The sequence below is a fragment of the Rhodococcus sp. F64268 genome (assembly GCF_023015605.1).
GTDB lineage: Bacteria > Actinomycetota > Actinomycetes > Mycobacteriales > Mycobacteriaceae > Rhodococcus.
The window spans coordinates 234,033-256,031 of sequence record NZ_JALKAI010000006.1 but is presented as its reverse complement, the minus strand read 5'-3'; the positions used below and the strand labels follow the sequence as shown (position 1 = coordinate 256,031).

The window sequence follows — 21,999 nt, the reverse complement described above, 5'->3', positions numbered from 1 at the left end:
CGGCCTCAGGAGGCAGGTCGATAGCGCTGCGCGAGGTACGCCCGGTGCAGCGCAGGTGAACCGAACAACGAGCGGTTCAACGTCGCACGCTTGAGATGCACGTGGACGCCGCTCTCCCACGTGTAGCCCATTCCACCGTGCAACTGCATGGCCTTGCCGGCAACCTCGACGGCCGCCGCACAGCTGTAGGCCTTGGCCATCGAGGCCGCAGTCGTCGTCTCCGGGTCTCCGGACACCAGGCTGCGCACTGCGGCGTCGACCAGTGTTCGGGCCACCGTCACCTGGACGAGCATGTCGGCGCAGGCGTGCTTGACCGCCTGGAACGAGCCGATCTTGCGTCCGAACTGCTCTCGCATCCCGGCGTAGGAGACGGTAGCGTCGAGCATCGCCTCGCTCGAACCGAGACTGTCACAGGCCACGGCCACAAGGGCACGGTCGTGCAGTTGTCGCAGTGTCTCCCGGGGGTCATCGTGGAATCGCCACACCGATTCCGGCGGGATCGTCACGCCCTCGGCGACTACGGTCCCGAAACTGCGTGTCGCGTCCACGACCGGTTGTCCGGTCACCACGAGCCCGAGCGCCCCCGGATCGAGATCGACGACGACGATCGTGCCATCGGGTTCTTGCGCCGGTACGAGTAGCCGGTCTGCGTCGGGAGCGTCGAGCACGAACGCCGCCGCGCCCCGGAGGATCGCTCCCTGCGGCACGGCCTCCACTTGGAATTGGGTCCGGCCTGCAGATTCCCCGCCGAGGACGAATGCCGGAACAGCGTTTCCCGAGACGGTGTCGCGGAGGAGGCGGTCACGATCATCGCCAGGTTCGACGCGCTCGAGTGCTGCCACCGCGAGCGACGCGACGGACGGATAGGGTCCGAGTGCGGCTGCGCGGCCGACCTCCCGGAGGATCACGGCAACCTCGGCGAAAGTGGCGTCGGCACCGTCGAATTCGCCCGGAACTTCGAGGCCGAGCCATCCGGATGTGCTGATCGACTCCCAGTCGACCGGCGCGTCGTGGCCTGATCTTGACAAAAGGTCTCGCGCGACGGACCGTAGTTCGTCGTGGAATTCGGACAGGTCCGGGAGTGAGTCGGTCATCGCTGTCCTGTCGGCTCGCGGGGCAGACCGAGGCCACGTTCCCCGATGATGGTGCGTTGGATTTCGCTGGTTCCGCCCGGGATCGTCCACTCCCACGAGCCGATGAAATCGAGCATCCATGCCCCTGATTCCCACCCGCTGGACTGAGGTTTCCGTAGATCGGTGTGCGCTGCGAGACCCGCGATCTCTGTGCCGAAATCGGTGATGCGCTGGAGCAGCTCGCTGTAGTAGAGCTTGACGATCGACGCGTCGGCCGGCCCTGGCCGGTCGGCGGCGACGAAATCCGACACCAATGCGCGCAGCCCCGTGAGTTCGATCTCGAGTGTGGCGAGCCGGTCTGCGACGCGCGTGTCGTCGAGTGGGGCCGTCCCGTCGGGGCCCGGCCGGGTGCACAGGTCGACGAGCAAGCGGAACCCGCCGTGACTCAGTCGCTCGGTGAGTTCGAGCATGGTCATGCCGCGCTCGGCTCCGAGTGTTTCCTGCGCGACCCGCCATCCTTCGTTCTCGGGTCCGACAAGGTTCGTCGCAGGAATGGCGACATCGTTGAGGAATATCTCGCAGAAGTGCGATTCGCCGGTCGCTTGCTTGATCGGACGTACCTCGACTCCGGGGGTACGCATGTCCATCAGGAAGTACGAGATGCCCTTGCGTTTCGGGGCGTCGGGATCGGTGCGGGCCAGCAGCAGGCACCGGTCGGCGTACAACGCACCGCTGGCCCACAGTTTCTGGCCGTTGACGATGTAGACGTCGCCGTCCTTCCGGGCGCTGGTCGCGAGTGCCGCCATGTCGGATCCCGCGCCGGGCTCGGAGAAGCCCTGGCACCAGATCTCGCCGTCGAGGATCGCAGGGAGATGACGGTTCCGTTGTTCGTCGGTGCCGGCGGCGAGCAGCGTCGACGCGGCGTGGTGGATCGAGACGAAGGGCAGAACCAGCCGGGGTGCGTCGTGGGCTGCGAGTTCCTGGTACAGCACGACCTGTTCCGCGACGGACATGCCGCCTCCCCATTCCTCCGGCCAGTGTGGCACCGCAAAGCCCGCTCCGCGTAGTTCCTGGAACCAGGCTTTCTGAAATCGGACGAATTCGTCGTCGGAGACATCGGTTTGGGCCCGGCGCCAGTCTGCGGGGATATGGTCGCGGCACCAGCCGCGGACCGAGGTCCGGAAGCCCTCGAGTGTCGGCGCTCCGACGCTTGTCGTCCCGGCACTCATCGCGCTTCTTCCTTCTCCTTCGGCATAGATTTCCTCGCCGCATTCTCCCGGTTCGCTGCATTCTCCCGGTTGACCGCATTGTCCCGGAGAGCGAGCAATCGGTCCCGATGCTCTGCGGACTGCATGGTTGCTATCTCCGCCGCGAAACCGGCCTGCATCGGACCGGCGAGCGCTTGGGACAGATACATATTGACCACACGTTTGGTACTGCGCAATGCCTGTGCGGGTTGCGCGGCGAGGCGCTCAGCGAGGCGCCGCGCCTCGGGTAACAGGTCGTCGGGCGCGGTGACGCGCGACGCCAGGCCGAGTTCGACCGCCGTCCTCGCCGGTATCCTGTCGCCGGTGTAGAGGTATTCCCGCGAGCGGAGAATCGGGGTGAGCAGCGGCCAGAAGGCCGCACCCCCGTCGCCCGCAACGAGTCCCACCGCGACGTGGGGGTCTGCGAGGTGTGCCCTCTCCGACATGAGGACCACATCGGAGAGCACCGCGAGGCTACAGCCGAGACCTACCGCGGGTCCGTTGACCGCTGCGATCACAGGTAGCGGGAAGCGGAGCATCTCGTCGATGATCTCGGCGCCTTCCCGGACACTCTCGTCGCGCGCGACCGGATCGTCGAGGAAGGAGGTGATCCAGTCGAGGTCACCTCCGGCGCTGAACGCGCGCCCTGCCCCGGTCAGGATCACCACGGCAGCGTCGGTGTCGCCTGCGAGCTGCCGCCACACGTGCGCGAGGGCCCAGTGCAGGTCCTTGTCGACGGCGTTGAGATCGGCGGGACGGTTGATCGTGACGATCCGGATGGGACCCTCGCATTCGACGGTGAGTACGTCCGGGAGTTCGTATTTCACAGCACCGCCTTCTCGGGAGCTTCGGAGAACAGGCCCGTGAGTCCGCGCCGGTCGATCCGCTTGGTCAGCGCGTCGACGGTTCCGGACGGTCCCCACGGCATTCGTCGCAGCGGAATGCTGTACCGGGAGATCCAGGACACGGTGGTCTCGTCGCAGAATCCGCTGGCCCCGTGCAGTTGGTGCGCGACCCGGAACACGATCTGTGCCGCTTCGACGGCCGCCAAGCGGAATGCCAGGGCGTCGTCGACGGCCTCATCATTGCCTGCCTGGATGCTCCACAGCGTGTACTTGGCGAGCACGTCCAGTCCCGTACGTTCCACTTCCGCCTCCGTGAGTTGGAATTGGACTCCCTGCAGTTTCGCCAGGGGCGCTCCGAACTGTTCACGGAGGAGCACGTGCGAGCGGGTCAGATCCATTGCTCGATCGAGCATTCCGAGCAGGGTCCAGCACGGCAGCGTCAGCGCGAGGGCGAGATCCTTCGCACCGTCGTCGTCGATCGGCCGGAGGTCGAGCTGAGAAGTGAACGCCGACATCCGCGGCGGAGTACTCGGCGGGCGGGCATCCACAAGGCTGCGCCGACCGTCGACACTCACCGCAGCCCACCGCAGATCGAGGCACGCGATGGGCGCCTTCGGAGCGTCGTCGTCCACGACGACCAGTCCGTCGACGTCGAGGTCGGCCGGTCGTGAGAGCCGCTCCGCCACAGGGTAGGGCACCGCCCCGAAGCCCACGCTGCGACACAGCGCGGCGGCCGCTTCGAGTTCGTCTGCGTCTCCTCGGGGATCGAGATCCCAGGCACCGAGTTCACCGAGCGTCGGCTCGATGATGTTCCCGCGGTGATCGGGATCGCTTTCGATCAACTGGGCGAGATCGTCGCCCCCTGCCGCTTCCAGCGCACGAAGCGCTTCACGGCCGTACTCGGTCGCTTCCTTGCTCAGTTCAGTGTTCATGCTGCCGCCAGGATGGCTCGGGCCAGGAGGATCCGCTGCATCTCGATGCTGCCGGAGGCCACTGTGGCTGCCTGCGAATAGCGCCAGTGATCTTCGACCGCGCGGCGGAACCACTTGGCGGTATCGTCGTCGAATTCGTCGGGGTCACCACTCGGTGGCGTGGCGTACGCAGCGATCTCGGTGAGGACCTCCGCGCTGTCCTGATCGAGAGTCGTCACCGCAATCCGGTATGCCGCAGCGTCGCCGGGCTGCACAGCGCCGCCGCTCTGCATCGACACCACCCGGTACGCCAGCAACCGTGCGCGACGGCAGTGCGTGAGCATCCGGGTCCAGCGCGCCTTCAGCTCGCCCGGCAGATCGTCCCATCGCGCACCGAGGACCGACGGTGCGGCCTGCAACAGGCGCTCGCAGCGGGCGTAGCGGGCAATACCCACGCGCTCGTACGCGAGTACTTCCTGCACGACCTTCCATCCCTCGTCGACCGTGCCGAGTACATCGGCATCGGTGACGCGGAGGTCGTTGAAGAAGACTTCGTTGAGATGGTGCGGGCCCAGCATCGCCCGGATCGGGCGGACTTCGATGGCCGGGTCGGACATCGGGACGAGAAAGACGGTGAGTCCCTGCTGCTTCCGTCCGTTGGTGGAGGTGCGGGCCAACAGGAAACACCATTGCGCCATCGTGGCGTAGGACGTCCAGATCTTCTGCCCGGAGATGAGCCAGCCGTCGCCGTCCCGGCGCGCGGCGGTACGCAACGACGCGAGGTCGGAGCCGGCTTCGGGTTCGCTGAATCCTTGACACCAGATCACTTCGCCACGCGCGATAGGCGGAAGGTGGGTGTCCTGCTGTTCCGCGGTTCCGTGACGCATGATCGTGGGACCCACCCAATTGACGCCCATGTACTGCGCGCCGCGGGGCTCATGGTGCGCCCACATCTCCTCTCGCACCACTGTCTGTTCCCAGATCGATGCACCACGTCCACCGAACTCCTCGGGCCACGTCATACACAGCAATCCGCTGTCGGCGAGGAGGCGGCAGAATGCCTGCGCCGCTTCGAGATCACTCGGGTCGTCGGTGAATGCTCCGAGGAAATGTGGGGGAACGTGCTCATGCACCAGCCGGCGCAACTCGCTACGGAGTTCCGGTGCGGCACCACCCATCGTGAAGTCCATGCCCGGACATTACGTCAATCATAACAAGGATAGCAATGCTTGCCATTTTGAAACCTCGCAATACTTGGTAGTAAAGACCGCCTGTCGCTAGACTGCGTCCATGCGTGAATGGCGAGTTTCTTGACGACCCCGCGGCGTGGCCGAGTGCCACAGCGACGTATCGCCGAAACCGTTGCCGACGAATTGCGCGACCACATACTTTCCGATGACGACTACCGATTGCCTACCCAAGACCAACTGGTCAAGGACTTCGGCGTCAGCTACCCCTCGGTGCGAGAAGCCCTGCGCATTCTGGAAACCGAAGGTCTGGTCACTGTACGCCGCGGCAACGTCGGCGGCGCCGATGTGCATCGCCCCGACGAATTCTCCGCCGCGTACCACCTCGGACTCTCACTGCAAGCCGGCAGGGTCACACTCGAGGATCTCGCCGCCGGTCTACAACTACTCGAGCCGATGTGCGTCACCGAATGCGCGAAACGCCCGGACCGCCTCGAGGTCGTCGTGCCCGCCCTCAACACATCCATCGACACCTCGGCCGAACTCGTCGGCGACGGAGTCGCATTCACGCAGGCCGCCCGGGAATTCCACGATCTGATCGTCTCGTTCACTCCGAACGCCACGATTCGCTACGCGGTGCGCAGCTATGTCGCCCTGTGGTCTGCACAGGAAGAGGCGTGGGCAGAGGCCCTCACCCGCCGCGGCGAGTACCCGTCCGAAGGCAAGGCCGAAGACGCCGTCCACGCACACCGCCGCATCGTCAAGGAAATCGCCGACGGGCGCGTCGCCGAAGCCGAACGACTCGCGCGTTCTCACCTCGCAGCAACCCAGGCGCTCGTCCTCGACCGCTTCGGCGACACCATCGTCAATGCGTCGGCCGCGATGACACGCAACACGTTCCCCACACGCCAACGCCCACGTAGCTGACTTCCGGCGCGTCCCACACCCGACTACGACTCACCAACAGCGGCCGGGCTCGGTCCCACAACCGAGCCCGGCCGTTCTGCTGCACACCAGCCCTTGCACACCCCGCCCTGCGGGCGCATTCTCATGAGAACGTGATTCTCTTCATATCCGCTCAGCCTATCCAATCCTTACAAGGATAACAATACTTGTAGCGCTGGCCGGTTCGTGATTAACTGCCAGTCACCACTCGGGAGTGGCTTGCATCACTAAACTCTCGCGAGAACCGGACATAGACCCACAAACCGGAGTCACTCCCCCTCGAACACTGCGGAACGATGTTCTCGCTGAGTGCGAATCAGAGTTCCCATACAGGAGGAGACCTACCTTGACGCAAGGGTCGCGCTACACGGGTCCAACCACACACCTCGCCGAAGGGTGGAGCCTCACCCGGCTCACTCCCCCGAGCCGACTGTTCGGCGCAAACGGCATCCGGACCGGCGCAGACGGTCGCATCTACGTGGCACAGGTGGCAGGCAGTCAGATCAGCGCGTTCGACCCCGACAACGGCGTGGTCGAGACCATCAGCCCGAAGGGCAGCGACATCGTCGCCCCCGACGACCTGGCCTTCCATCCCGACGGGGAGCTCTACATCACCGAGTACTACGACGGACGGGTCAGCATCCGCTCCGACGACGGGAGCACGCGTCTACTCCGCGACGACCTCCCTGGCGTCAACGGCATCACCTTCCACCAGGGCCGGCTCTTCGTCGACGAGTGCCGCCCCGACGGGCGTCTGATGGAAATCGACCTCAACGGCGGCCCACCGAAGGTGCTCGTCGAGGGCCTCCAGCTGCCCAATGCCCTCGAGGTCGGACCCGACGGCAAGCTCTACTATCCAGCGCTCGGTACCAACGACATCTGGCGCATCGACCCGGACGGCGGCGAACCCGAACGCGTCGCAGGCGATCTCGGTGTTCCGGTCGCATTGAAGTTCGACTCCGAGGGCTACATAATCTCCCCGCAGGTGGCTTCCGGACAGGTACTCCGGATCGACCCGCGCACCGGCGACAGCACCGTACTGGCCGATATCGGATCTGGCCTCGACAACCTCACCTTCATCGGCGACCGCCTGTTCGTCTCGAGCTTCACCGGCCAGATCACCGAGGTGCTCGGCGGCGGCGAAACGAAGACCGCACTCGCAGACGGACTCACGTGGCCCCTGGACCTGACCGTGGGAACGGACGGCACGCTCTACGTCGCCGACGGCACCTTCCTCCTGGCACTCGAGCCGAACGGCGAACTCCGCACCGTCGCAATGCTCTTCCACCCCGGATGGCCCGGGTACATCCGCGGTATCACCTCGGTCGGCGACGGCGAGTTCATCGTCGCCGGCGATACCGCGGTCTCGCGGTACCGGCCCGCCACCGCCGAGAGCGAGCTGCTCTTCGGCGGGCTCGAACAGGCCTACGGCGTGGCAGTGTCCGCCACCGGAACCGTCGCGGTGGCGGACATCGGCACAGGCAAGGTCCATTCCGTCGGATCCGGGCAGGCGGAGGTGCTTGCGTCGGGTCTGCAGGACCCGACGGGGCTTGCATTCACCTCGGACGGCACTCTCCTCGTCTCCGAAGCCGGAGCGGGAAGGATCATCTCGGTGACGAGCGCCGGTGTCGACACGCTCGTCGACGGTCTGGAGCGGCCACAGGGAATCCTGGTCCGCGACGGAAAGCTCTACATCGTCGACGTCGACGCCAAGACGCTGATCAGTGTGGATCTCGAGACCAAGGCACAGCAGGTCATCGCACGCCATCTCCCCGTCGGGGCGCCCGAGGGGGTCACCCCCAAGCCGCTGAAGGGTCTCATCCCGTTTGCCGGTCCGCAGGGACCCTTCGCCGGAATCACCGCGGGCCCCGATGGCACCCTCTACATCTCCGCAGACGCAGAAGGCAGCGTCCTCGCGATCCGCGAAGGGAAGTGAACACCCGATGAGCAACGATTTCCTCGATCTCACCGGCCGTATCGTCATCGTCTCGGGAGCGGCAGGTGGTGGCATCGGCACCTCCGTGACCCGCATGGTCGCGCAGGCCGGAGCCACCGTCATCGCTGTGAGCCGCTCCGAGGAGAACCTCAACAAGCACATCGAACCTCTTGTTTCCGAGGGCCTTTCGGTGATTCCCGTTGCAGCGGACGCATCGACCGACGACGGCATCGCCACGGTTCTCGACACCGTCCGCCGAACCGACGGCAACCTGTACGGGCTCGTGAATGTCGCCGGCGGCGCCGCACCGGCCACATGGATGCCTGCCACCCGCGTGACACGGGAGGATTGGCGCGCGCTGATGACGCAGAACCTCGAAACGATGTTCTTCATGAGCCAGGCGGTCGCGGCCGAACTGAAGAAGAACTCGCTGCCGGGATCGATCGTCTCGATCTCGTCGATCAGCGGTATGAACACCGCCCCGTTCCACATCGCATACGGAACCGCGAAGGCGGCACTCGTCGCCGCTACACGCACAATGGCGGTCGAACTCGCCACCGACAACATCCGGGTCAACGCCATCGCACCAGGAGTCACCGCGACGCCTGCCTCCGGTACATACGTCGATGCCGACCCCGAGCGCGACCGTCAGGCGATTGCGATGGGCCGACGGGGCACGCCCGAGGAGCAGGCCGGGGCAATCCTCTTCCTGCTCTCGGACCTCTCCGGCTATGTCACGGGACAGACGATGCTCGTCGACGGAGGCCTGAACCTCAAATGGACCCACATGGGCGCTGACCACACGTCCCTGTTCCTCAAGGACGAAACATTCCGCGCCACCATCACTCGCTGAATCAGCCCAGTTTCACGAGGAGGATCACATGACCGACACGGTTGACAACATCAAAGACACCCCGTCCGAGGCAGCACCGTTCTCCGAACCGATGACGATCGGCGTCGAGGCATATCTCTCGCGCGACTACGCCAAGGCCGAAGGAGACAAACTCTGGGCCAAGATATGGCAGCAAGTCGGCCGTGTCGAGGAGATTCCTCGTGTCGGCGATTACCTCACCTACGACATCTGCGATGACTCGATCATCGTCGTGCGCACCGCGGAGGACACCATCCGCGCCCACCACAACGTGTGTTCACACCGCGGCAGGAGCCTCGTCGATGTCCCCGACGGCGCCCACGACGCTCGCGGACAGGCCCGGCAATTCGTGTGCGGGTTCCACGGTTGGCGCTACGACCTCGAGGGCAACAACACATTCGCTCCCGAGGACCAGGACTGGAAAGGATGCCTGTCGGCGCAGCAGCGAAATCTGAAGGACGTCCGCGTCGACACCTGGGGCGGCTGGATCTGGATCAACATGGATCCCGACTGTGAGCCGCTGCGCGACTACCTGGAACCGGCCGCGTCGCTGCTCGACCCGTTCCAGCTCGAGAACATGCGCTACCGGTGGCGCAAATGGCTCGTGTTCGACTGCAACTGGAAGGTTGCGCTCGAGGCATTCATGGAGACCTATCACGTCCCCTACACCCATCCCGAGTTCATGAACTTCGGAGCGTTCCTCGGCTGGGCCCGAAACCAGGGTAAGCACAGCAATATCGGGTACGACGCACCGAAGGGCATGGACGAGAACCAGGCCAAGCTCCGCGTCGGATCCGGGCCCGACGCACGCATCTCGACGATGCAGTTGCAGAACTTCACCTGGGAGAACGCGAACACCAATACGACGAACACTTTGGTGCAGGCCGCACGACGCCTCGTCGACGAACTCCCCGAGGGCACACCCCCCGACCAGGTGATGCGGCACTGGCTCGAGTCAGCCCGACGCGATGACGAGGCTCGCGGAGTCACGTGGCCGACGATCGCGCCGGAAGACGTAGCAAAAGCCGGTACCGCATGGCAGATCTTCCCGAACTTCCAGATCGGGCATGCCCCGAACAACATGCTGTGCTATCGCGTGCGCCCCTACGGTTCCGACCCGGACAAGTGCATATTCGAAGCTGCCGTGTTCGAGCTGTTCCCGCCCGGCGAGGAGCCGGAGACGGAATGGGAGTACACCCCACAGGACGACCCCGGCTGGCGCACCGTGCTTCCTCAGGACTTCGACAATATGGCCGCCGTTCAGAAGGGGATGAAGTCGCGAGGTTTCGCCGGTCCGGTTCCCAATCCCTACCGCGAACGCAGCGTCGTCAGCCTTCACCACAATCTCGCCACCTACATGGGTACCGGGGCACCACGCGACCTCGCGTGAACCCCGTCCCCTTACCCGAGGACACTCACATGCAGAACTGCGCGCCTACGCCGACACCCGACGTCGATCAGGAAGCCTTACGACAGAAGTATCTCCTCGAGCGCGACAAGCGCCTTCGGTCGGACGGCCAGCAGCAGTACATCGAGACCGGCGACGGATTCGACGATTTCTACGCTGCGGATCCACATCTCCCGGTGACGCCCCGTGATCCACTCACCGACGAGATCGACGTGGTGATCCTCGGGGGCGGATTCTGCGGTCTCATTGCGGCACACCGACTCCAGCAGGCAGGTGTCACCGACTTCCGGATCGTGGAATTGGGAGGCGATTTCGGAGGAGTGTGGTACTGGAACCGGTACCCCGGCATCCAGATCGACTCGGACGCCTACTGCTACCTTCCGCTTCTCGAAGAGACCGGGTACATGCCGAAGGAGAAGTTCTCCAAGGGCGACGAGTGCTTCGAGCATGCTCAGCGCATCGGCAAACAGTTCGGGTTCTACGATCACGCGCTTTTCCACACTCTGATCGAATCACTCGAGTGGGACGACGAGATCCACCGCTGGCGCATCGGCACGAACCGCGGCGACGAACTCCGCGCCCGGTTCATCATCATGGCCCAAGGCCCCTACAACAAGCCGAAACTCCCCGGCATCCCCGGTATCTCGGAGTTCAAGGGACACACCTTCCACACCGCCCGCTGGGACTACGACTACACCGGCGGCGATCTCCACGGCGGCCTGGACAAGATCGGCGACAAGCGGATTGCCATCATCGGAACAGGATCGACAGCGGTCCAGGCGATCCCCCACCTGGCACGCGGCGCCAAGCACCTGACGGTCTTCCAGCGCACCCCGTCGTACATCTTCGAACGCGCCAACTATCCGACCGACCCCGAATGGGTGAAGTCCCTCGAACCCGGGTGGCGCGACGCGCGGCAGCGCAACTTCCACAATGCGGCTTTCGCGTTCTACAGCCCGGGCGAACCGGACCTCATCTGTGACGGCTGGACCGAGGTCTCCCGAAACCTCGCCGCGAAGCTCAACGAGACGAACGGCTGGGCTGCGCTCGCCGACCCTGAGAAGTTCTTGGAACTCAAAGAGATCGAAGACTATCGGGCGATGGAACGGCTGCGCCAGCGGGTCGAATCGATCGTCGAAGACCCCGAGACGGCAGAGAAACTCAAACCGTACTACCGCAACATGTGCAAGCGGCCGGTGTTCAACGACGAGTATCTGCCCACGTTCAACCGGCCCAACGTCACGCTCGTCGACGTGTCCGACACGCAAGGTGTCGAACGCATCACCGAGAAGGGCATCATCGTGGGGGGTGTCGAGCACGAGTTCGACTGCATCGTCTTCGCGAGCGGTTTCGAGATCACCACCTCCCTCGAGCGCCAGTTCGACATCAAGCCGTTCGCCGGCAGTGGCGGTGTCTCGCTCTACGACCACTGGGGCAAGGGCTTCCGCACGCTGCACGGCATCATGGCGCACGGCTTCCCCAACCATTTCGCCACGGGATTCGTCCAGGGCGGCGTGACCGCGGCCACCACCTTGATGTTCGAGCAGCAGGCCGATCACATCTCCTACATCGTGAAAGAAGCGCTGACCCGCGGAGCCACGCGCGTCGAACCCACGGCCGAAGCCGAAGAGTCCTGGATCCAGACCATCCGCGACAACACCGTCGACAACAGCCGATTCGTCTCGGAATGCACCCCCGGCTACTACAACAGCGAGGGCGAACCGAACGGCCGATCCTTCCTGGGTGAGCCCTTCTGGGGCGGCTTCTACGAACTGAGCGACCTGCTTCAGGCGTGGCGCGACACGGGCGAACTGGAAGGGCTGGTGCTCGACAAGTGACACTCCGATTCGACGACCGCGTCGCCGTCGTCACCGGCGCCGGACGAGGGCTGGGACGCGACTACGCACTGCTGCTCGCATCGCTCGGGGCGAAGGTCGTGGTCAACGACTCCGGGGCCGCGATCAACGGTGAAAATCTCGACGCCGGTCCGGCCGAGGATGTGGTCCGGGAGATCCGGGCCGCCGGCGGCGAGGCGGTTGCGTGCGTCGAGTCCGTCGCAACCGCAGACGGTGGCGAGGCGATCATTCAGGCCGCACGCGACAACTACGGCCGAATCGACATCCTCATCCACAATGCGGGCAACAATCGCTACGCGTCGCTGACCGAGATGTCGTACGAAGATTTCGATGCGGTGCTCGATGTCCACTTGCGAGGCGCGTTCCACGTTGTCCGCCCCGCATTTCCGCTGATGTGTGAAGCCGGATACGGCAGGATCGTGCTCACCTCGTCGATCGGCGGAATCTACGGCAACGCCAATGTCGCCAACTACGCGGCGTCGAAAGCAGGGATGATCGGATTGTCGAACGTCGCGGCAATCGAAGGGGCAGAGCACGGCGTCCGCTCCAACGTGATCATTCCTGCGGCACTGACACGATTGGCGGAGGGGCTCGATACCTCTGCGTACCCACCCATGGGGCCGGAACTCGCGGCGCCTGTCGTCGGGTGGCTCGCTCACGAATCCTGCTCGGTGACCGGCGAAATGTTCGCTGCCATCGCGGGCCGCGTCGCGAAGGTCTACATCGCCGAGACCCCGGGCGTGTATCGACCGTCCTGGTCGATCGACGAGGTCGCCGAGAACATCGATGTCATCCGCGACACCAGCGACCCGTGGATCCTGCCCGCCGTGTCGGGCCACGTCGACCACATCACGAGAAGCTTTGCGATAGCCACGGAGGGAAATACGCATGTCAGTTAAGGTCTACGAACGAATTCTGGATCTCTTCGAAGCCGAAGGAATCAATACGCTCTTCGGCATTCCTGACCCGAACTTCGTTCATCTGTTCCGCCTCGCGGAGGAACGCGGCTGGAATGTGGTGGCTCCCCATCACGAGGAGTCCGCCGGTTTCATGGCGGAGGCCGTCTCCCGCATGACGGGCAAGGCCGCGGTGTGTATCGGCACGCTCGGCCCCGGTCTCGCGAATCTTTCCGGGGCGATCATGTGTGCCAAGGTCGAGAACTCTCCGGTGATCTTCCTCGGTGGTCAGCGCGCCCGCATCACCGAACAGCGTGTTCGGCGTGGTCGTATCCAGTTCGTCCAGCAGATGGCGCTCGTCGAGAACTCCGTGAAGTATCACGCGAGCATCGAGTACCCCGAGCAGACCGACGAGATCATCCGCGAAGGCCTGCGTAAGGCGCTCTCGGGCACGCCCGGCCCGGTCTACATCGAGTACCCGCAGAACGTCATCCTCGAGGAGATCGACGCTCCGCCCGTCCTTCCCCCGGAGAAGTACCGCCTCGTGGGCCAGACCGCCGGAGCCGATCTGGTCGCCGAGGCAGCCGACTTGATCGGGTCCGCAAAACAACCTGTTCTCCTCGTCGGTCACGGCGTGCACACCGCCAGGGGAGGCGCGTCCGTCAAGGAACTCGCCGACCTCATGGCATGCCCGGTCATCCAGACGTCCGGTGGTACGTCCTTCATCGAAGGCCTCGAGGACCGCACCTTCCCGTACGGTTTCTCGGCAGCATCCATCGATGCCGTCGTGAACTCCGACCTGTGTCTCGCCATCGGCACCGAACTCGGCGAGCCCGTCCACTTCGGACGTGGTCGGCACTGGGTCGCGAACGAAGCGAACCGCAAGTGGATCCTCATCGAGCAGGATCCGACGTCCATCGGTGTCAATCGCCCGATCGATGTTCCGTTGGTCGGCGATCTACGAGCGATCGTCCCGCAGCTCGTCGATGCACTGAAGGATTCTCCGCGTACCCCGACACCCGAACTCGACGGCTGGATCAAGCAGGAGGCTGCACAGCTCGCCGAACTTGCCGAAACCGCACCGTCCGGGATGTCCCCCGTGCATCCGGCTCGCCTGATCGTCGAGGCCACGAAGGCGTTCCCCGCCGACGGCATCATGGTCCGCGACGGTGGCGCCACCACGATCTTCGGCTGGACCTATTCGCAGGCCAAGCCGCACGACGTGATGTGGAACCAGAACTTCGGGCACCTCGGCACCGGTCTCCCGTACGCTGTCGGCGCCGGTGTCGCTGACGGCGGTAAGCGCCCGATGATGCTGATCACCGGAGACTCGTCGTTCCAGTTCCACATCGCCGAACTGGAGACGGCCGCGCGAGTGGGTCTGCCCCTCGTGTGTGTCGTCGGTGTCGACTACGCCTGGGGTCTCGAAGTCGGCGTCTACAAGCGCACTTTCGGGCACGACTCACTCGAGACAGGCGTCCATTGGAGCAAGGAAACCCGACTCGACAAGGTCGCGGAAGGCTTCGGCTGCTACGGCGAGTACGTCGAACGCGACGAAGACATTGCACCCGCAATCAAGCGGGCCTACGCCAGCGGTAGGCCGGGCGTCATCCACGTCGCCGTGGATCCCAAGGCCAACTCGGAAGAAATGCCGAGCTACGACGAATTCCGCACCTGGTATGCCGAAGGCCAGCAGTGACACGGTATGCCGAAGGCCGGCAGTGACTTTCACTCAGCAGTGAACTTCGTACAGGATCAGACGAGAGAACCGGGTAGCCATGCGTGAATATCTGAAGTTCTACATCGATGGACAGTGGACCGATCCGGCCCAGTCCGACACCTTCGAGGTCATCAACCCCGCGACCGAAGAGGTCACCGGTACGGTGTCGCTCGGGTCGTCTGCAGACGTCGACAAGGCCGTCGCCGCCGCGCGACGCGCCTTCCCCGCGTGGTCGGCGACCAGCCGCGAGGAGCGACTCGCACTGCTCGAGAAGATCCTCGACGTGTACCAGCGCCGAATGGGCGACATCGCTGCTGCACTGACCGAGGAAATGGGTGCTCCCGCCGCATTGGCGAGCGGTTTCCAGGTCAATCTCGGCCTCGGGCATCTCACCACCGCGATCGAGGTGCTCCGGAACTTCGTCTTCGAGGAACAGCGCGGGGGCAGCCTCGTCGTCAAGGAACCCATCGGGGTGTGCGGCCTGATCACACCGTGGAACTGGCCGATCAGCCTCATCTCGGTGAAGGTGTTCCCGGCTCTGGCCACCGGCTGCACGATGGTGCTCAAGCCGTCAGAGCAGTCGCCCTTCAACGGCCAGGTCTTCGCCGAGATTCTCGACGAGGCCGGAGTTCCCGCAGGTGTCTTCAATCTCGTCCAGGGCGACGGCCCCGGCGTCGGGCGCGCGCTGTCCGGGCACCCCGATGTCGACCTGGTGTCGTTCACCGGGTCGACACGCGCAGGCATCGACGTCGCGGCCAATGCCGCTGCCGGTGTCAAGCGAGTCACGCAAGAACTCGGCGGCAAGGGTCCGAACATCATTCTCGACGACGCCGACTTTGCCGAGAACGTCGGCAAGGGTGTCGCGACGATGATGATGAACTCTGGTCAAACCTGCAGTGCTCCCTCGCGAATGCTGGTCCCCGGAGAGCGCATGGAGGAAGCCATTGCCGCCGCACGCGAGGCGGCCTCGAAGGTGACGGTGGGCGACCCGACCGGCGATGCCGCGATCGGTCCCGTTGTGTCGAAGGCCCAGTTCGAGAAGGTTCAAGGTCTCATCCAGAGGGGCATCGACGAGGGTGCGACCCTCGTGGCCGGTGGTGTCGGGCGGCCCGAGGGTCTGACCGCCGGCTACTTCGTGCAGCCCACCGTCTTCGCCGATGTCAAGAACGACATGACCATCGCGCGCGAGGAGATCTTCGGCCCGGTCCTCACGATCCTGGGTTACGACAGCATCGACCATGCGATCGAGATCGCGAACGACACCGACTACGGACTCGCCGGCTTCGTGGCCGGCACGGATCTCGAGCTGGCCCGACAGGTGGCACGACGGATCCGCGTCGGAAACGTTGCGATCAATGACGCGTTCGACTTCGGGGCGCCGTTCGGGGGGTACAAGAAGAGCGGAAATGGGCGCGAGTGGGGCGAGTTCGGCTTCCACGACTACCTCGAGATCAAGGGCATCCTCGGTTACACACCCGAGGACGGCAATTGACATGGCTGCCGCCGACACGAGCGTTCTGGTCGCGCATCACGAGATCCGAACGTGCATCGTGCGCCTCGCCCGCGGGGAGGACCGTCGAGACAGCAAGGCGGTCAGCTCCTCGTTCTGGCCCGACGCCATCGTGGATTTCGGGATCTTCGCGGGCTCGTTCGACGACTATCTCGCATGGGTGATCCCGGGGTCTGACGCCGTTCTGGTCACCCAGCACCTGCTGGGGCAGACGCACATCGAACTGGACGGCGACACAGCCAGGGCCGAGACCCATGTCACCGCATACCACCGCGTCGACATGGGAACCGAAGAGCGCGACACCCTGCTCGGCGGGCGATACCTCGACCGGCTCGAGAAGCGCGACGGGCAGTGGCGAATCGCGGAGCGCACCATGCTCTACGACTGGTCCCGCGACGAAGGGGTGTCCGCGGATTGGTCGCGGGGCCTAATGGGCACACCATTGCGCGGCGACCACTTCACCGGCAAGGCCGTTGGTGATCACAGTGAGGCGTTCTTCGGCGCGGGCCCCCTCGCCACGAACATGTAATCGACCATACGCAGGAGGAGTTCGGATGGGTGCGCTGTCCGGCAGGGTTGCTGTCGTCACCGGTGCGAGCCGAGGTATCGGCAAAGGCATCGCGCTGGCGCTCGCGGAGCACGGCGCCACCGTCTACGTCACCGGACGCACGGTGACCCCCGACGCGCACCCACTCCCCGGCACCGTCGGCGACACCGCCGCGGAGTGTGATCGTCGCGGGGGCACAGGTGTTGCGGTCCAGGTCGATCACGCGAACGATGAGCAGGTAGCCGCGCTTTTCGAGCGCGTCGAACGCGAGCAGGGCCGCCTCGACGTCCTGGTCAACAATGCATTCTCCCTCCCCGACGGCCTGACCGAGCCCGAGCCGTTCTGGGAGAAGCCACTGTCGAATTGGGAGATGGTGGATGTCGGTGTGCGATCGAACTTCGTGTCGGCGCGGCACGCTGCCATGATCATGGCGCCCCAGAAGTCGGGACTCATCGTGGCCGTCTCCGGGTACACCGGCGTGGCGTACACCTACGGCGTCCTCTTCGGGATGGCCAAGTCCGCGGTGGATCGAATGGCACGCGACATGGCCGTCGAGTTGCAGCCGTACGACGTCGCATCCGTGTCGATCTGGCAGGGCCTGACCTTCACGGAGCGCGCCGAGCGGAACCTGGCGGCCATTCCCGGACTCACGGAGGGCGCCGCCACCCGCCCCGAGAACGGCTGCTCACCGGAGTTTGCCGGTCGAGTCATCGCCGCTCTCGCACAGGATCCCGCAATCATGAGCCGCTCAGGCGGAACCTTCATCACTGCCGAACTGGCGGAGGAGTACGGCGTCACAGATATCGACGGCCGCGAGATCCCGTCACTTCGATCGACCCGCGGCGAACCGATCTGGTCTCCGATCGCGGCAGCAGATAGTTCAGGGGTCGGAGTCGGGCCGACCTCATCTCCTTCCTCCCCACTGCAACGGAGTACATCATGAGCACGCCGGTGGCATCTCTCTCGTCCGACAGGGTCGCCAAGCTCGAGGCCCTATTGGATCGCCAGGAGATACTCGATACGCTGACCCGCTTCAGCCGGGCAATGGACCGATTCGATCGCGACCTGTTCCTCTCGGCCTTCCACACCGACGCGACGATCGCCGCGGGTAGTTTCGTCGGTGGCCCCGTCGACCTCTACGACTGGTCCACCGCGATGCACGCGCAGGGGCAGAAGGCCACCCATCACAATCTGCTGAACCACACCTGCGACCTCGACGGCGATACTGCCCACACCGAAACGTATTACCTGTTCGCAGCCCGAAACATCGACGACAGCAACTGGATTGCGGGCGGACGGTACATCGACCGCCTCGAACGCCGCGACGGCGAGTGGCGGATAGCCCTTCGCACCAACATCATCGAATGGTCGGGGATGGTTCCCTCGATGGACATTCCCTTCGCGGATGTCCCCGACATCTTCGCCAACGGTGCACCGTCCCGTACCACGACAGATCCGTCCTACACCCGCCCACTCACCAACGTCCGACAGCCGAACGTCCCGAGTTGACGCGGACGCATCGAAGAGAGGCACCATGCATACGCTTGCTACCAAGAAACTCGGAAACCTCGTCGGCGTGGAGGTGACTGACGTCGACATCGATCGTCTGCTCACCGATGACGGGCTCCCTGCAGCACTTCTCGACCTGCTGGAGCAGCACAGCGTCATTCTGTTCCGCGAACTGCACCTCGACGATCCTGCTCAGGTCGAGTTCTGCCGGAGGTTGGGCGAGCTCGCACTGTTCCCCAAGTACCGGATCCCGGAAATCATGGAGATCAGCTTCGAGCCCGACAATCCGAACAAGGAGTATTTCGCCAGCAACGACTACTGGCACATCGACGGTGCTCTTGACGCCATCCCGGCAATGGCCTCGATTCTGACCGCACACGTGACAGCGGAGCAGGGTGGTGAGACCGAGTTCGCGAGCACCTACGCCGCCTACGAAGCCCTTTCGGACGAGGAGAAGGAGTATTTCGGCACGCTCCGGGTGGTTCACACGTTCGAGGCCATTCAGCGCCTGACATATCCGAACCCGACCGACGAACAGGTGAAGGAATGGGCTTCGCGCGCCGTGCGTGAACTCCCCCTCGTGTGGGAGCACGAATCCGGCCGGCGGTCACTGGTGTTCGGCGCGACTGCTTCCCACATAGTCGGGATGGACATCGACGAAGGCCGGGCGTTGTTGCGCGACCTCGAAAATCGTGCCACCGCACCAGAGCTGGTGTATCGACACACCTGGTCGGTCGGCGATACGGTGATCTGGGACAACACCGGGCTCGCGCATCGAGCCTGCGCTTTCGATCGCGCGAAGCCCCGCAGGATGCACCGTTCGACCCTCCTCGGTACCGAGGCGATCAAATGAGTGAACGCACCGCCATCGTGACGGGTGCGGCGTCCGGAATCGGTGAGGCGATCGCCCGGCGTCTTGCCGCCGACGGCAACCTGGTGGCGATCTTCGATCTCGACGGCGGCGCAGCAGAGTCCGTCGCCGCATCGATCGCCGGTGCAGGCGGTAAAGCACTCGGTCTGCAGGTGGACGTCACCGATCGCGACGCACTCGAGGCGGCCGTCGACGACGTGCGAGCACGACTGACTCCCCCGACGGTCCTGATCAACAACGCCGGGATGTCGATCCCGTCCCCATTTCTGGACATCACCGCCGACGCGTGGCAGAAATCGCTCGCCGTGAACCTCACCGCCACCTTCGACTGCTGCCAACTCGTAATCCCGGACATGATCGACGAGGGGTGGGGGCGCATCGTCAACATTTCCTCGTCGAGTGTGCACAGCGGATCCCCCGGCCTGTCCCCTTACGTGTCCGCGAAGTCGGGCGTCGTCGGGCTCACGAAGAGCCTTGCGCTCGAGTTCGGCAAATTCGGGATCACGGTCAACACGATTCCGCCGGGCTTCATCGACACCCCGATGTTGCGCAGCACCGTTGCCAAGGGATTCGTCGATCTCGATCTGCAGACCGCCAAGACGCCGGTAGGCAGGATCGGACAGCCCGAGGACATCGCCGCGACATGCGCATTCCTGGTGAACGACGAAGCCGGCTACATCACCGGGCAGATGATCGGCGTCAACGGCGGACGCAACACCTGACCTGCCTCCGCCTTCCGCCCGAATCGAAAGGACACCTACGCACAATGTCCCGGATACCCCCTCTTCCCGAGGACGAGTGGACCGAAGAGATCGCAACCTACATCAACGGTTTCCGATCAGCCGTGGCGAGCACTCCGGACGAGGACAACAGGCAGCCCGGGACGAACCTGCTCGGAACCTTGGCGCAGCATCCTTCGCTGGCGATGGCGTTCCTGAGCTTCAACCGGCACCTGCTGGCACAGTCCACCCTGTCGGTCCGGCACCGGGAGCTTCTCGTTCTTCGTATCGCCCACCTCCGCCGCGCGGAATACGAATGGGCCCAGCACGTCATCCTCGCGGAGCGAGCGGGCATCACCGCCGGCGAGATCGCCCGCATCGAAGTAGGACCCGACACGGACGGCTGGTCGCCGATCGAGCGGGCGCTACTGACCGCCACCGACGAGCTGATCGGCGACGGCGCGATCGGCGACGATACGTGGGCTGTGCTCTCGGTCGAGTTCGACAGTCGGCAGCTGATGGACGTCGTGTTCACCGTGGGCTGCTACTCGATGCTCGCGACCGCGCTGCGCTCGTTCGAAGTCCGGCCCGAACCAGGTCTCGTTCCGTATCTGCCCGACCATCCTGTCTCCTCCCGCGACTGATTCGAGAAAGTGGGACGTACACGTGAAGAAGCGACATATCGGTGTCATCGCTGCAGTTGCTGCACTTGCCCTGTCGGCGTGCAGCTCCGACGGCGGGGACAACAGTGCCGGAGTCACTCCCAGCGGTGAGCCGATCGTCATCGGCGCGTTGGCACCGATCAAGGGCGCGTCCGCGTATCCGCAGACGGCGTACGGTCTCGAGGCCGGCGTGCATTACGTGAACGAAGTGCTCGGTGGTATCGACGGGCGGCCCCTCGAAGTCGATGTGTGCGGGGGCGATGGCAGCCCCGAGACCGCGATCAGCTGCGCCAACGGCTTCGTCTCGAAGGGCCTGCCGCTCGTGATCGACGCAGTCGACCAGAGCATGGGTGCGGCGGTGCCGATTCTGGCGTCGGCGCAGATCCCCATCGTCGGGACGCTCGCGGGATCGTTCGTCGCGGATTCCGCCGAATACGGGCAAGCGTTCTACTTCACCGGGCCGGTGTCGTTCGCCGCGCTCTCGAGCATGTCGGTGCTCGACACCATGGGGAAGACCACTGCTTCGCTCGCTGTCAACGAGTCGCCCACTTCCCACGCGTACGTCGATGATCTGATCATGCCGATCGCCGACAAGATGGGGATCGACGTCGCCGTCCAGTACCCGCCGGCTTCGGGCGCCAACTTGAATGTCGTGGCAGCGACGCAGCTTTCCGACGACCCGGACATGGCCGGCGTCATCGCCCTCCCCGAGGACGGCTGCACCGGCCTGTTCCAGGCTCTGCGCCGGCAGGGTTACGACGACACGATCCTGGCAGGATCCTGCTCACAATTCATCGACGATATGGGAGCCGATGCCGCAGGCATCGTCACCCAGCCCCGGCTGTGGGTGCCTCTCGCCAAGGACTCCGCGCCCGCCGAGGTACAGGAGCAGTTGGACATCTTCGCGGACTCCATGGACGCCGTCGGATACGGCGACGAACTCTCCTCTCGGTCGATCTACACATTCGCGGCCGTGGTCAACATCGCGGAGATCATGTCCGGGTCGGAGGAGATCACCGCGACCACCGTCACCGACACCTTCAAGGGACTGAAGGATTTCCCGACGTTCGCCGGCCCGACCGTGACCTGCGACGGGCAACAGTGGCCCGGTGTGGCTACCACGTGCAATGCGCAGGCGATCTTCTTCGAAGTGCAGGAGGACGGAACGCTGCGGTCAGTGGAGGACGCCGGATACATCGATCTCGATCCTTCGTTGATGCCCACCTCCTGACGGCCGCCCCCTGCGCGAGGAGGCCGTTCGACCCCGTCGACGACAGACACGCAGT

At 64.6% G+C, this 21,999-nt stretch carries 20 protein-coding genes; 15 read left to right on the top strand and 5 right to left on the bottom strand.

Annotated elements, in window-relative coordinates:
* Positions 1 to 5: 5 nt before the first annotated feature.
* The 5 genes from MWU77_RS17205 to MWU77_RS17185 are packed head-to-tail and all read right to left on the bottom strand — an operon-like array spanning position 6 to position 5,266.
* On the bottom strand, positions 6 to 1,094 hold the full coding sequence (locus MWU77_RS17205; RefSeq protein ID WP_169688686.1) for an acyl-CoA dehydrogenase family protein: 1,089 nt from the start codon (positions 1,092 to 1,094) through the stop codon (positions 6 to 8).
* Positions 1,091 to 2,302: an acyl-CoA dehydrogenase family protein gene (locus MWU77_RS17200; protein WP_169688685.1), complete on the bottom strand. Its 1,212-nt coding sequence runs from the start codon at positions 2,300 to 2,302 to the stop codon at positions 1,091 to 1,093. Before MWU77_RS17200 ends, MWU77_RS17205 begins: the two co-directional genes overlap by 4 nt.
* Positions 2,299 to 3,147, bottom strand: a complete 849-nt coding sequence (locus MWU77_RS17195) for an enoyl-CoA hydratase/isomerase family protein (RefSeq protein WP_169688684.1) — start codon at positions 3,145 to 3,147, stop codon at positions 2,299 to 2,301. The genes MWU77_RS17200 and MWU77_RS17195 overlap by 4 nt, the downstream gene beginning before the upstream one ends.
* Positions 3,144 to 4,097: an acyl-CoA dehydrogenase family protein gene (locus MWU77_RS17190; protein ID WP_169688683.1), complete on the bottom strand. Its 954-nt coding sequence runs from the start codon at positions 4,095 to 4,097 to the stop codon at positions 3,144 to 3,146. Before MWU77_RS17190 ends, MWU77_RS17195 begins: the two co-directional genes overlap by 4 nt.
* A complete protein-coding gene (locus tag MWU77_RS17185; RefSeq protein ID WP_169688682.1) occupies positions 4,094 to 5,266 on the bottom strand; it encodes an acyl-CoA dehydrogenase family protein in 1,173 nt (390 codons plus the stop codon). Before MWU77_RS17185 ends, MWU77_RS17190 begins: the two co-directional genes overlap by 4 nt.
* 108 nt (positions 5,267 to 5,374) lie before the next feature.
* Here MWU77_RS17185 and MWU77_RS17180 point away from each other — a divergent pair, with 108 nt between their 5' ends.
* The 15 genes from MWU77_RS17180 to MWU77_RS17110 all read left to right on the top strand — a co-directional run bounded on the left by MWU77_RS17180 (position 5,375) and on the right by MWU77_RS17110 (position 21,944).
* The gene (locus tag MWU77_RS17180; RefSeq protein WP_240959266.1) at positions 5,375 to 6,190 is read left to right on the top strand and encodes a FadR/GntR family transcriptional regulator; all 816 of its coding nucleotides are present in this window, start codon (positions 5,375 to 5,377) and stop codon (positions 6,188 to 6,190) included.
* 364 nt (positions 6,191 to 6,554) lie between these two features.
* A complete protein-coding gene (locus MWU77_RS17175; RefSeq protein ID WP_240959264.1) occupies positions 6,555 to 8,144 on the top strand; it encodes an SMP-30/gluconolactonase/LRE family protein in 1,590 nt (529 codons plus the stop codon).
* A 7-nt stretch (positions 8,145 to 8,151) separates the two neighbouring features.
* A complete protein-coding gene (locus tag MWU77_RS17170; RefSeq protein WP_169688681.1) occupies positions 8,152 to 8,997 on the top strand; it encodes an SDR family NAD(P)-dependent oxidoreductase in 846 nt (281 codons plus the stop codon).
* Positions 8,998 to 9,025: 28 nt separating this feature from the next.
* Positions 9,026 to 10,405 (top strand): aromatic ring-hydroxylating dioxygenase subunit alpha, encoded by a 1,380-nt coding sequence (locus tag MWU77_RS17165; RefSeq protein ID WP_169688680.1) that lies wholly within the window; start codon positions 9,026 to 9,028, stop codon positions 10,403 to 10,405.
* Positions 10,406 to 10,434: 29 nt separating this feature from the next.
* Positions 10,435 to 12,261 carry an NAD(P)/FAD-dependent oxidoreductase gene (locus tag MWU77_RS17160; RefSeq protein ID WP_169688679.1) on the top strand — a complete coding sequence of 609 codons (1,827 nt, stop codon included), beginning with the start codon at positions 10,435 to 10,437 and terminating at the stop codon, positions 12,259 to 12,261.
* Complete coding sequence (locus MWU77_RS17155; RefSeq protein ID WP_169688678.1) at positions 12,258 to 13,178, top strand: SDR family NAD(P)-dependent oxidoreductase; 921 nt, start codon at positions 12,258 to 12,260, stop codon at positions 13,176 to 13,178. Before MWU77_RS17160 ends, MWU77_RS17155 begins: the two co-directional genes overlap by 4 nt.
* Positions 13,168 to 14,874, top strand: coding sequence for a thiamine pyrophosphate-binding protein (locus tag MWU77_RS17150; protein WP_169688677.1), 1,707 nt, complete (start codon positions 13,168 to 13,170; stop codon positions 14,872 to 14,874). The genes MWU77_RS17155 and MWU77_RS17150 overlap by 11 nt, the downstream gene beginning before the upstream one ends.
* Before the next feature lie 79 nt (positions 14,875 to 14,953).
* Positions 14,954 to 16,387 carry an aldehyde dehydrogenase family protein gene (locus tag MWU77_RS17145; protein WP_247274312.1) on the top strand — a complete coding sequence of 478 codons (1,434 nt, stop codon included), beginning with the start codon at positions 14,954 to 14,956 and terminating at the stop codon, positions 16,385 to 16,387.
* Between the two features lies 1 nt (position 16,388).
* Positions 16,389 to 16,934, top strand: coding sequence for a nuclear transport factor 2 family protein (locus tag MWU77_RS17140; RefSeq protein WP_169688675.1), 546 nt, complete (start codon positions 16,389 to 16,391; stop codon positions 16,932 to 16,934).
* Positions 16,935 to 16,959: 25 nt separating this feature from the next.
* On the top strand, positions 16,960 to 17,895 hold the full coding sequence (locus MWU77_RS17135) for an SDR family NAD(P)-dependent oxidoreductase (protein WP_247274311.1): 936 nt from the start codon (positions 16,960 to 16,962) through the stop codon (positions 17,893 to 17,895).
* Positions 17,892 to 18,461 (top strand): nuclear transport factor 2 family protein, encoded by a 570-nt coding sequence (locus MWU77_RS17130; protein WP_169688673.1) that lies wholly within the window; start codon positions 17,892 to 17,894, stop codon positions 18,459 to 18,461. Before MWU77_RS17135 ends, MWU77_RS17130 begins: the two co-directional genes overlap by 4 nt.
* A 25-nt stretch (positions 18,462 to 18,486) precedes the next feature.
* Positions 18,487 to 19,314 (top strand): TauD/TfdA family dioxygenase, encoded by an 828-nt coding sequence (locus tag MWU77_RS17125; protein WP_247274310.1) that lies wholly within the window; start codon positions 18,487 to 18,489, stop codon positions 19,312 to 19,314.
* Positions 19,311 to 20,054, top strand: coding sequence for an SDR family NAD(P)-dependent oxidoreductase (locus tag MWU77_RS17120; RefSeq protein WP_247274309.1), 744 nt, complete (start codon positions 19,311 to 19,313; stop codon positions 20,052 to 20,054). Before MWU77_RS17125 ends, MWU77_RS17120 begins: the two co-directional genes overlap by 4 nt.
* A gap of 44 nt (positions 20,055 to 20,098) precedes the next feature.
* Positions 20,099 to 20,695, top strand: a complete 597-nt coding sequence (locus MWU77_RS17115; protein WP_169688670.1) for a carboxymuconolactone decarboxylase family protein — start codon at positions 20,099 to 20,101, stop codon at positions 20,693 to 20,695.
* A 22-nt stretch (positions 20,696 to 20,717) separates the two neighbouring features.
* The gene (locus tag MWU77_RS17110) at positions 20,718 to 21,944 is read left to right on the top strand and encodes an ABC transporter substrate-binding protein (RefSeq protein WP_169688669.1); all 1,227 of its coding nucleotides are present in this window, start codon (positions 20,718 to 20,720) and stop codon (positions 21,942 to 21,944) included.
* The last annotated feature ends 55 nt before the right edge of the window (positions 21,945 to 21,999 follow it).

What these genes read in the sequence shown, in the direction of transcription:
- MWU77_RS17205 (WP_169688686.1), bottom strand. Translation starts at nt 1,094, where the DNA reads ATGACCGACTCACTCCCGGACCTGTCCGAATTCCACGACGAACTACGG.
- MWU77_RS17200 (WP_169688685.1), bottom strand. Translation starts at nt 2,302, where the DNA reads ATGAGTGCCGGGACGACAAGCGTCGGAGCGCCGACACTCGAGGGCTTC.
- MWU77_RS17190 (WP_169688683.1), bottom strand. Translation starts at nt 4,097, where the DNA reads ATGAACACTGAACTGAGCAAGGAAGCGACCGAGTACGGCCGTGAAGCG.
- MWU77_RS17185 (WP_169688682.1), bottom strand. Translation starts at nt 5,266, where the DNA reads ATGGACTTCACGATGGGTGGTGCCGCACCGGAACTCCGTAGCGAGTTG.
- MWU77_RS17180 (WP_240959266.1), top strand. Translation starts at nt 5,375, where the DNA reads ATGGCGAGTTTCTTGACGACCCCGCGGCGTGGCCGAGTGCCACAGCGA.
- MWU77_RS17170 (WP_169688681.1), top strand. Translation starts at nt 8,152, where the DNA reads ATGAGCAACGATTTCCTCGATCTCACCGGCCGTATCGTCATCGTCTCG.
- MWU77_RS17165 (WP_169688680.1), top strand. Translation starts at nt 9,026, where the DNA reads ATGACCGACACGGTTGACAACATCAAAGACACCCCGTCCGAGGCAGCA.
- MWU77_RS17160 (WP_169688679.1), top strand. Translation starts at nt 10,435, where the DNA reads ATGCAGAACTGCGCGCCTACGCCGACACCCGACGTCGATCAGGAAGCC.
- MWU77_RS17150 (WP_169688677.1), top strand. Translation starts at nt 13,168, where the DNA reads ATGTCAGTTAAGGTCTACGAACGAATTCTGGATCTCTTCGAAGCCGAA.
- MWU77_RS17145 (WP_247274312.1), top strand. Translation starts at nt 14,954, where the DNA reads ATGCGTGAATATCTGAAGTTCTACATCGATGGACAGTGGACCGATCCG.
- MWU77_RS17140 (WP_169688675.1), top strand. Translation starts at nt 16,389, where the DNA reads ATGGCTGCCGCCGACACGAGCGTTCTGGTCGCGCATCACGAGATCCGA.
- MWU77_RS17135 (WP_247274311.1), top strand. Translation starts at nt 16,960, where the DNA reads ATGGGTGCGCTGTCCGGCAGGGTTGCTGTCGTCACCGGTGCGAGCCGA.
- MWU77_RS17130 (WP_169688673.1), top strand. Translation starts at nt 17,892, where the DNA reads ATGAGCACGCCGGTGGCATCTCTCTCGTCCGACAGGGTCGCCAAGCTC.
- MWU77_RS17125 (WP_247274310.1), top strand. Translation starts at nt 18,487, where the DNA reads ATGCATACGCTTGCTACCAAGAAACTCGGAAACCTCGTCGGCGTGGAG.
- MWU77_RS17120 (WP_247274309.1), top strand. Translation starts at nt 19,311, where the DNA reads ATGAGTGAACGCACCGCCATCGTGACGGGTGCGGCGTCCGGAATCGGT.
- MWU77_RS17115 (WP_169688670.1), top strand. Translation starts at nt 20,099, where the DNA reads ATGTCCCGGATACCCCCTCTTCCCGAGGACGAGTGGACCGAAGAGATC.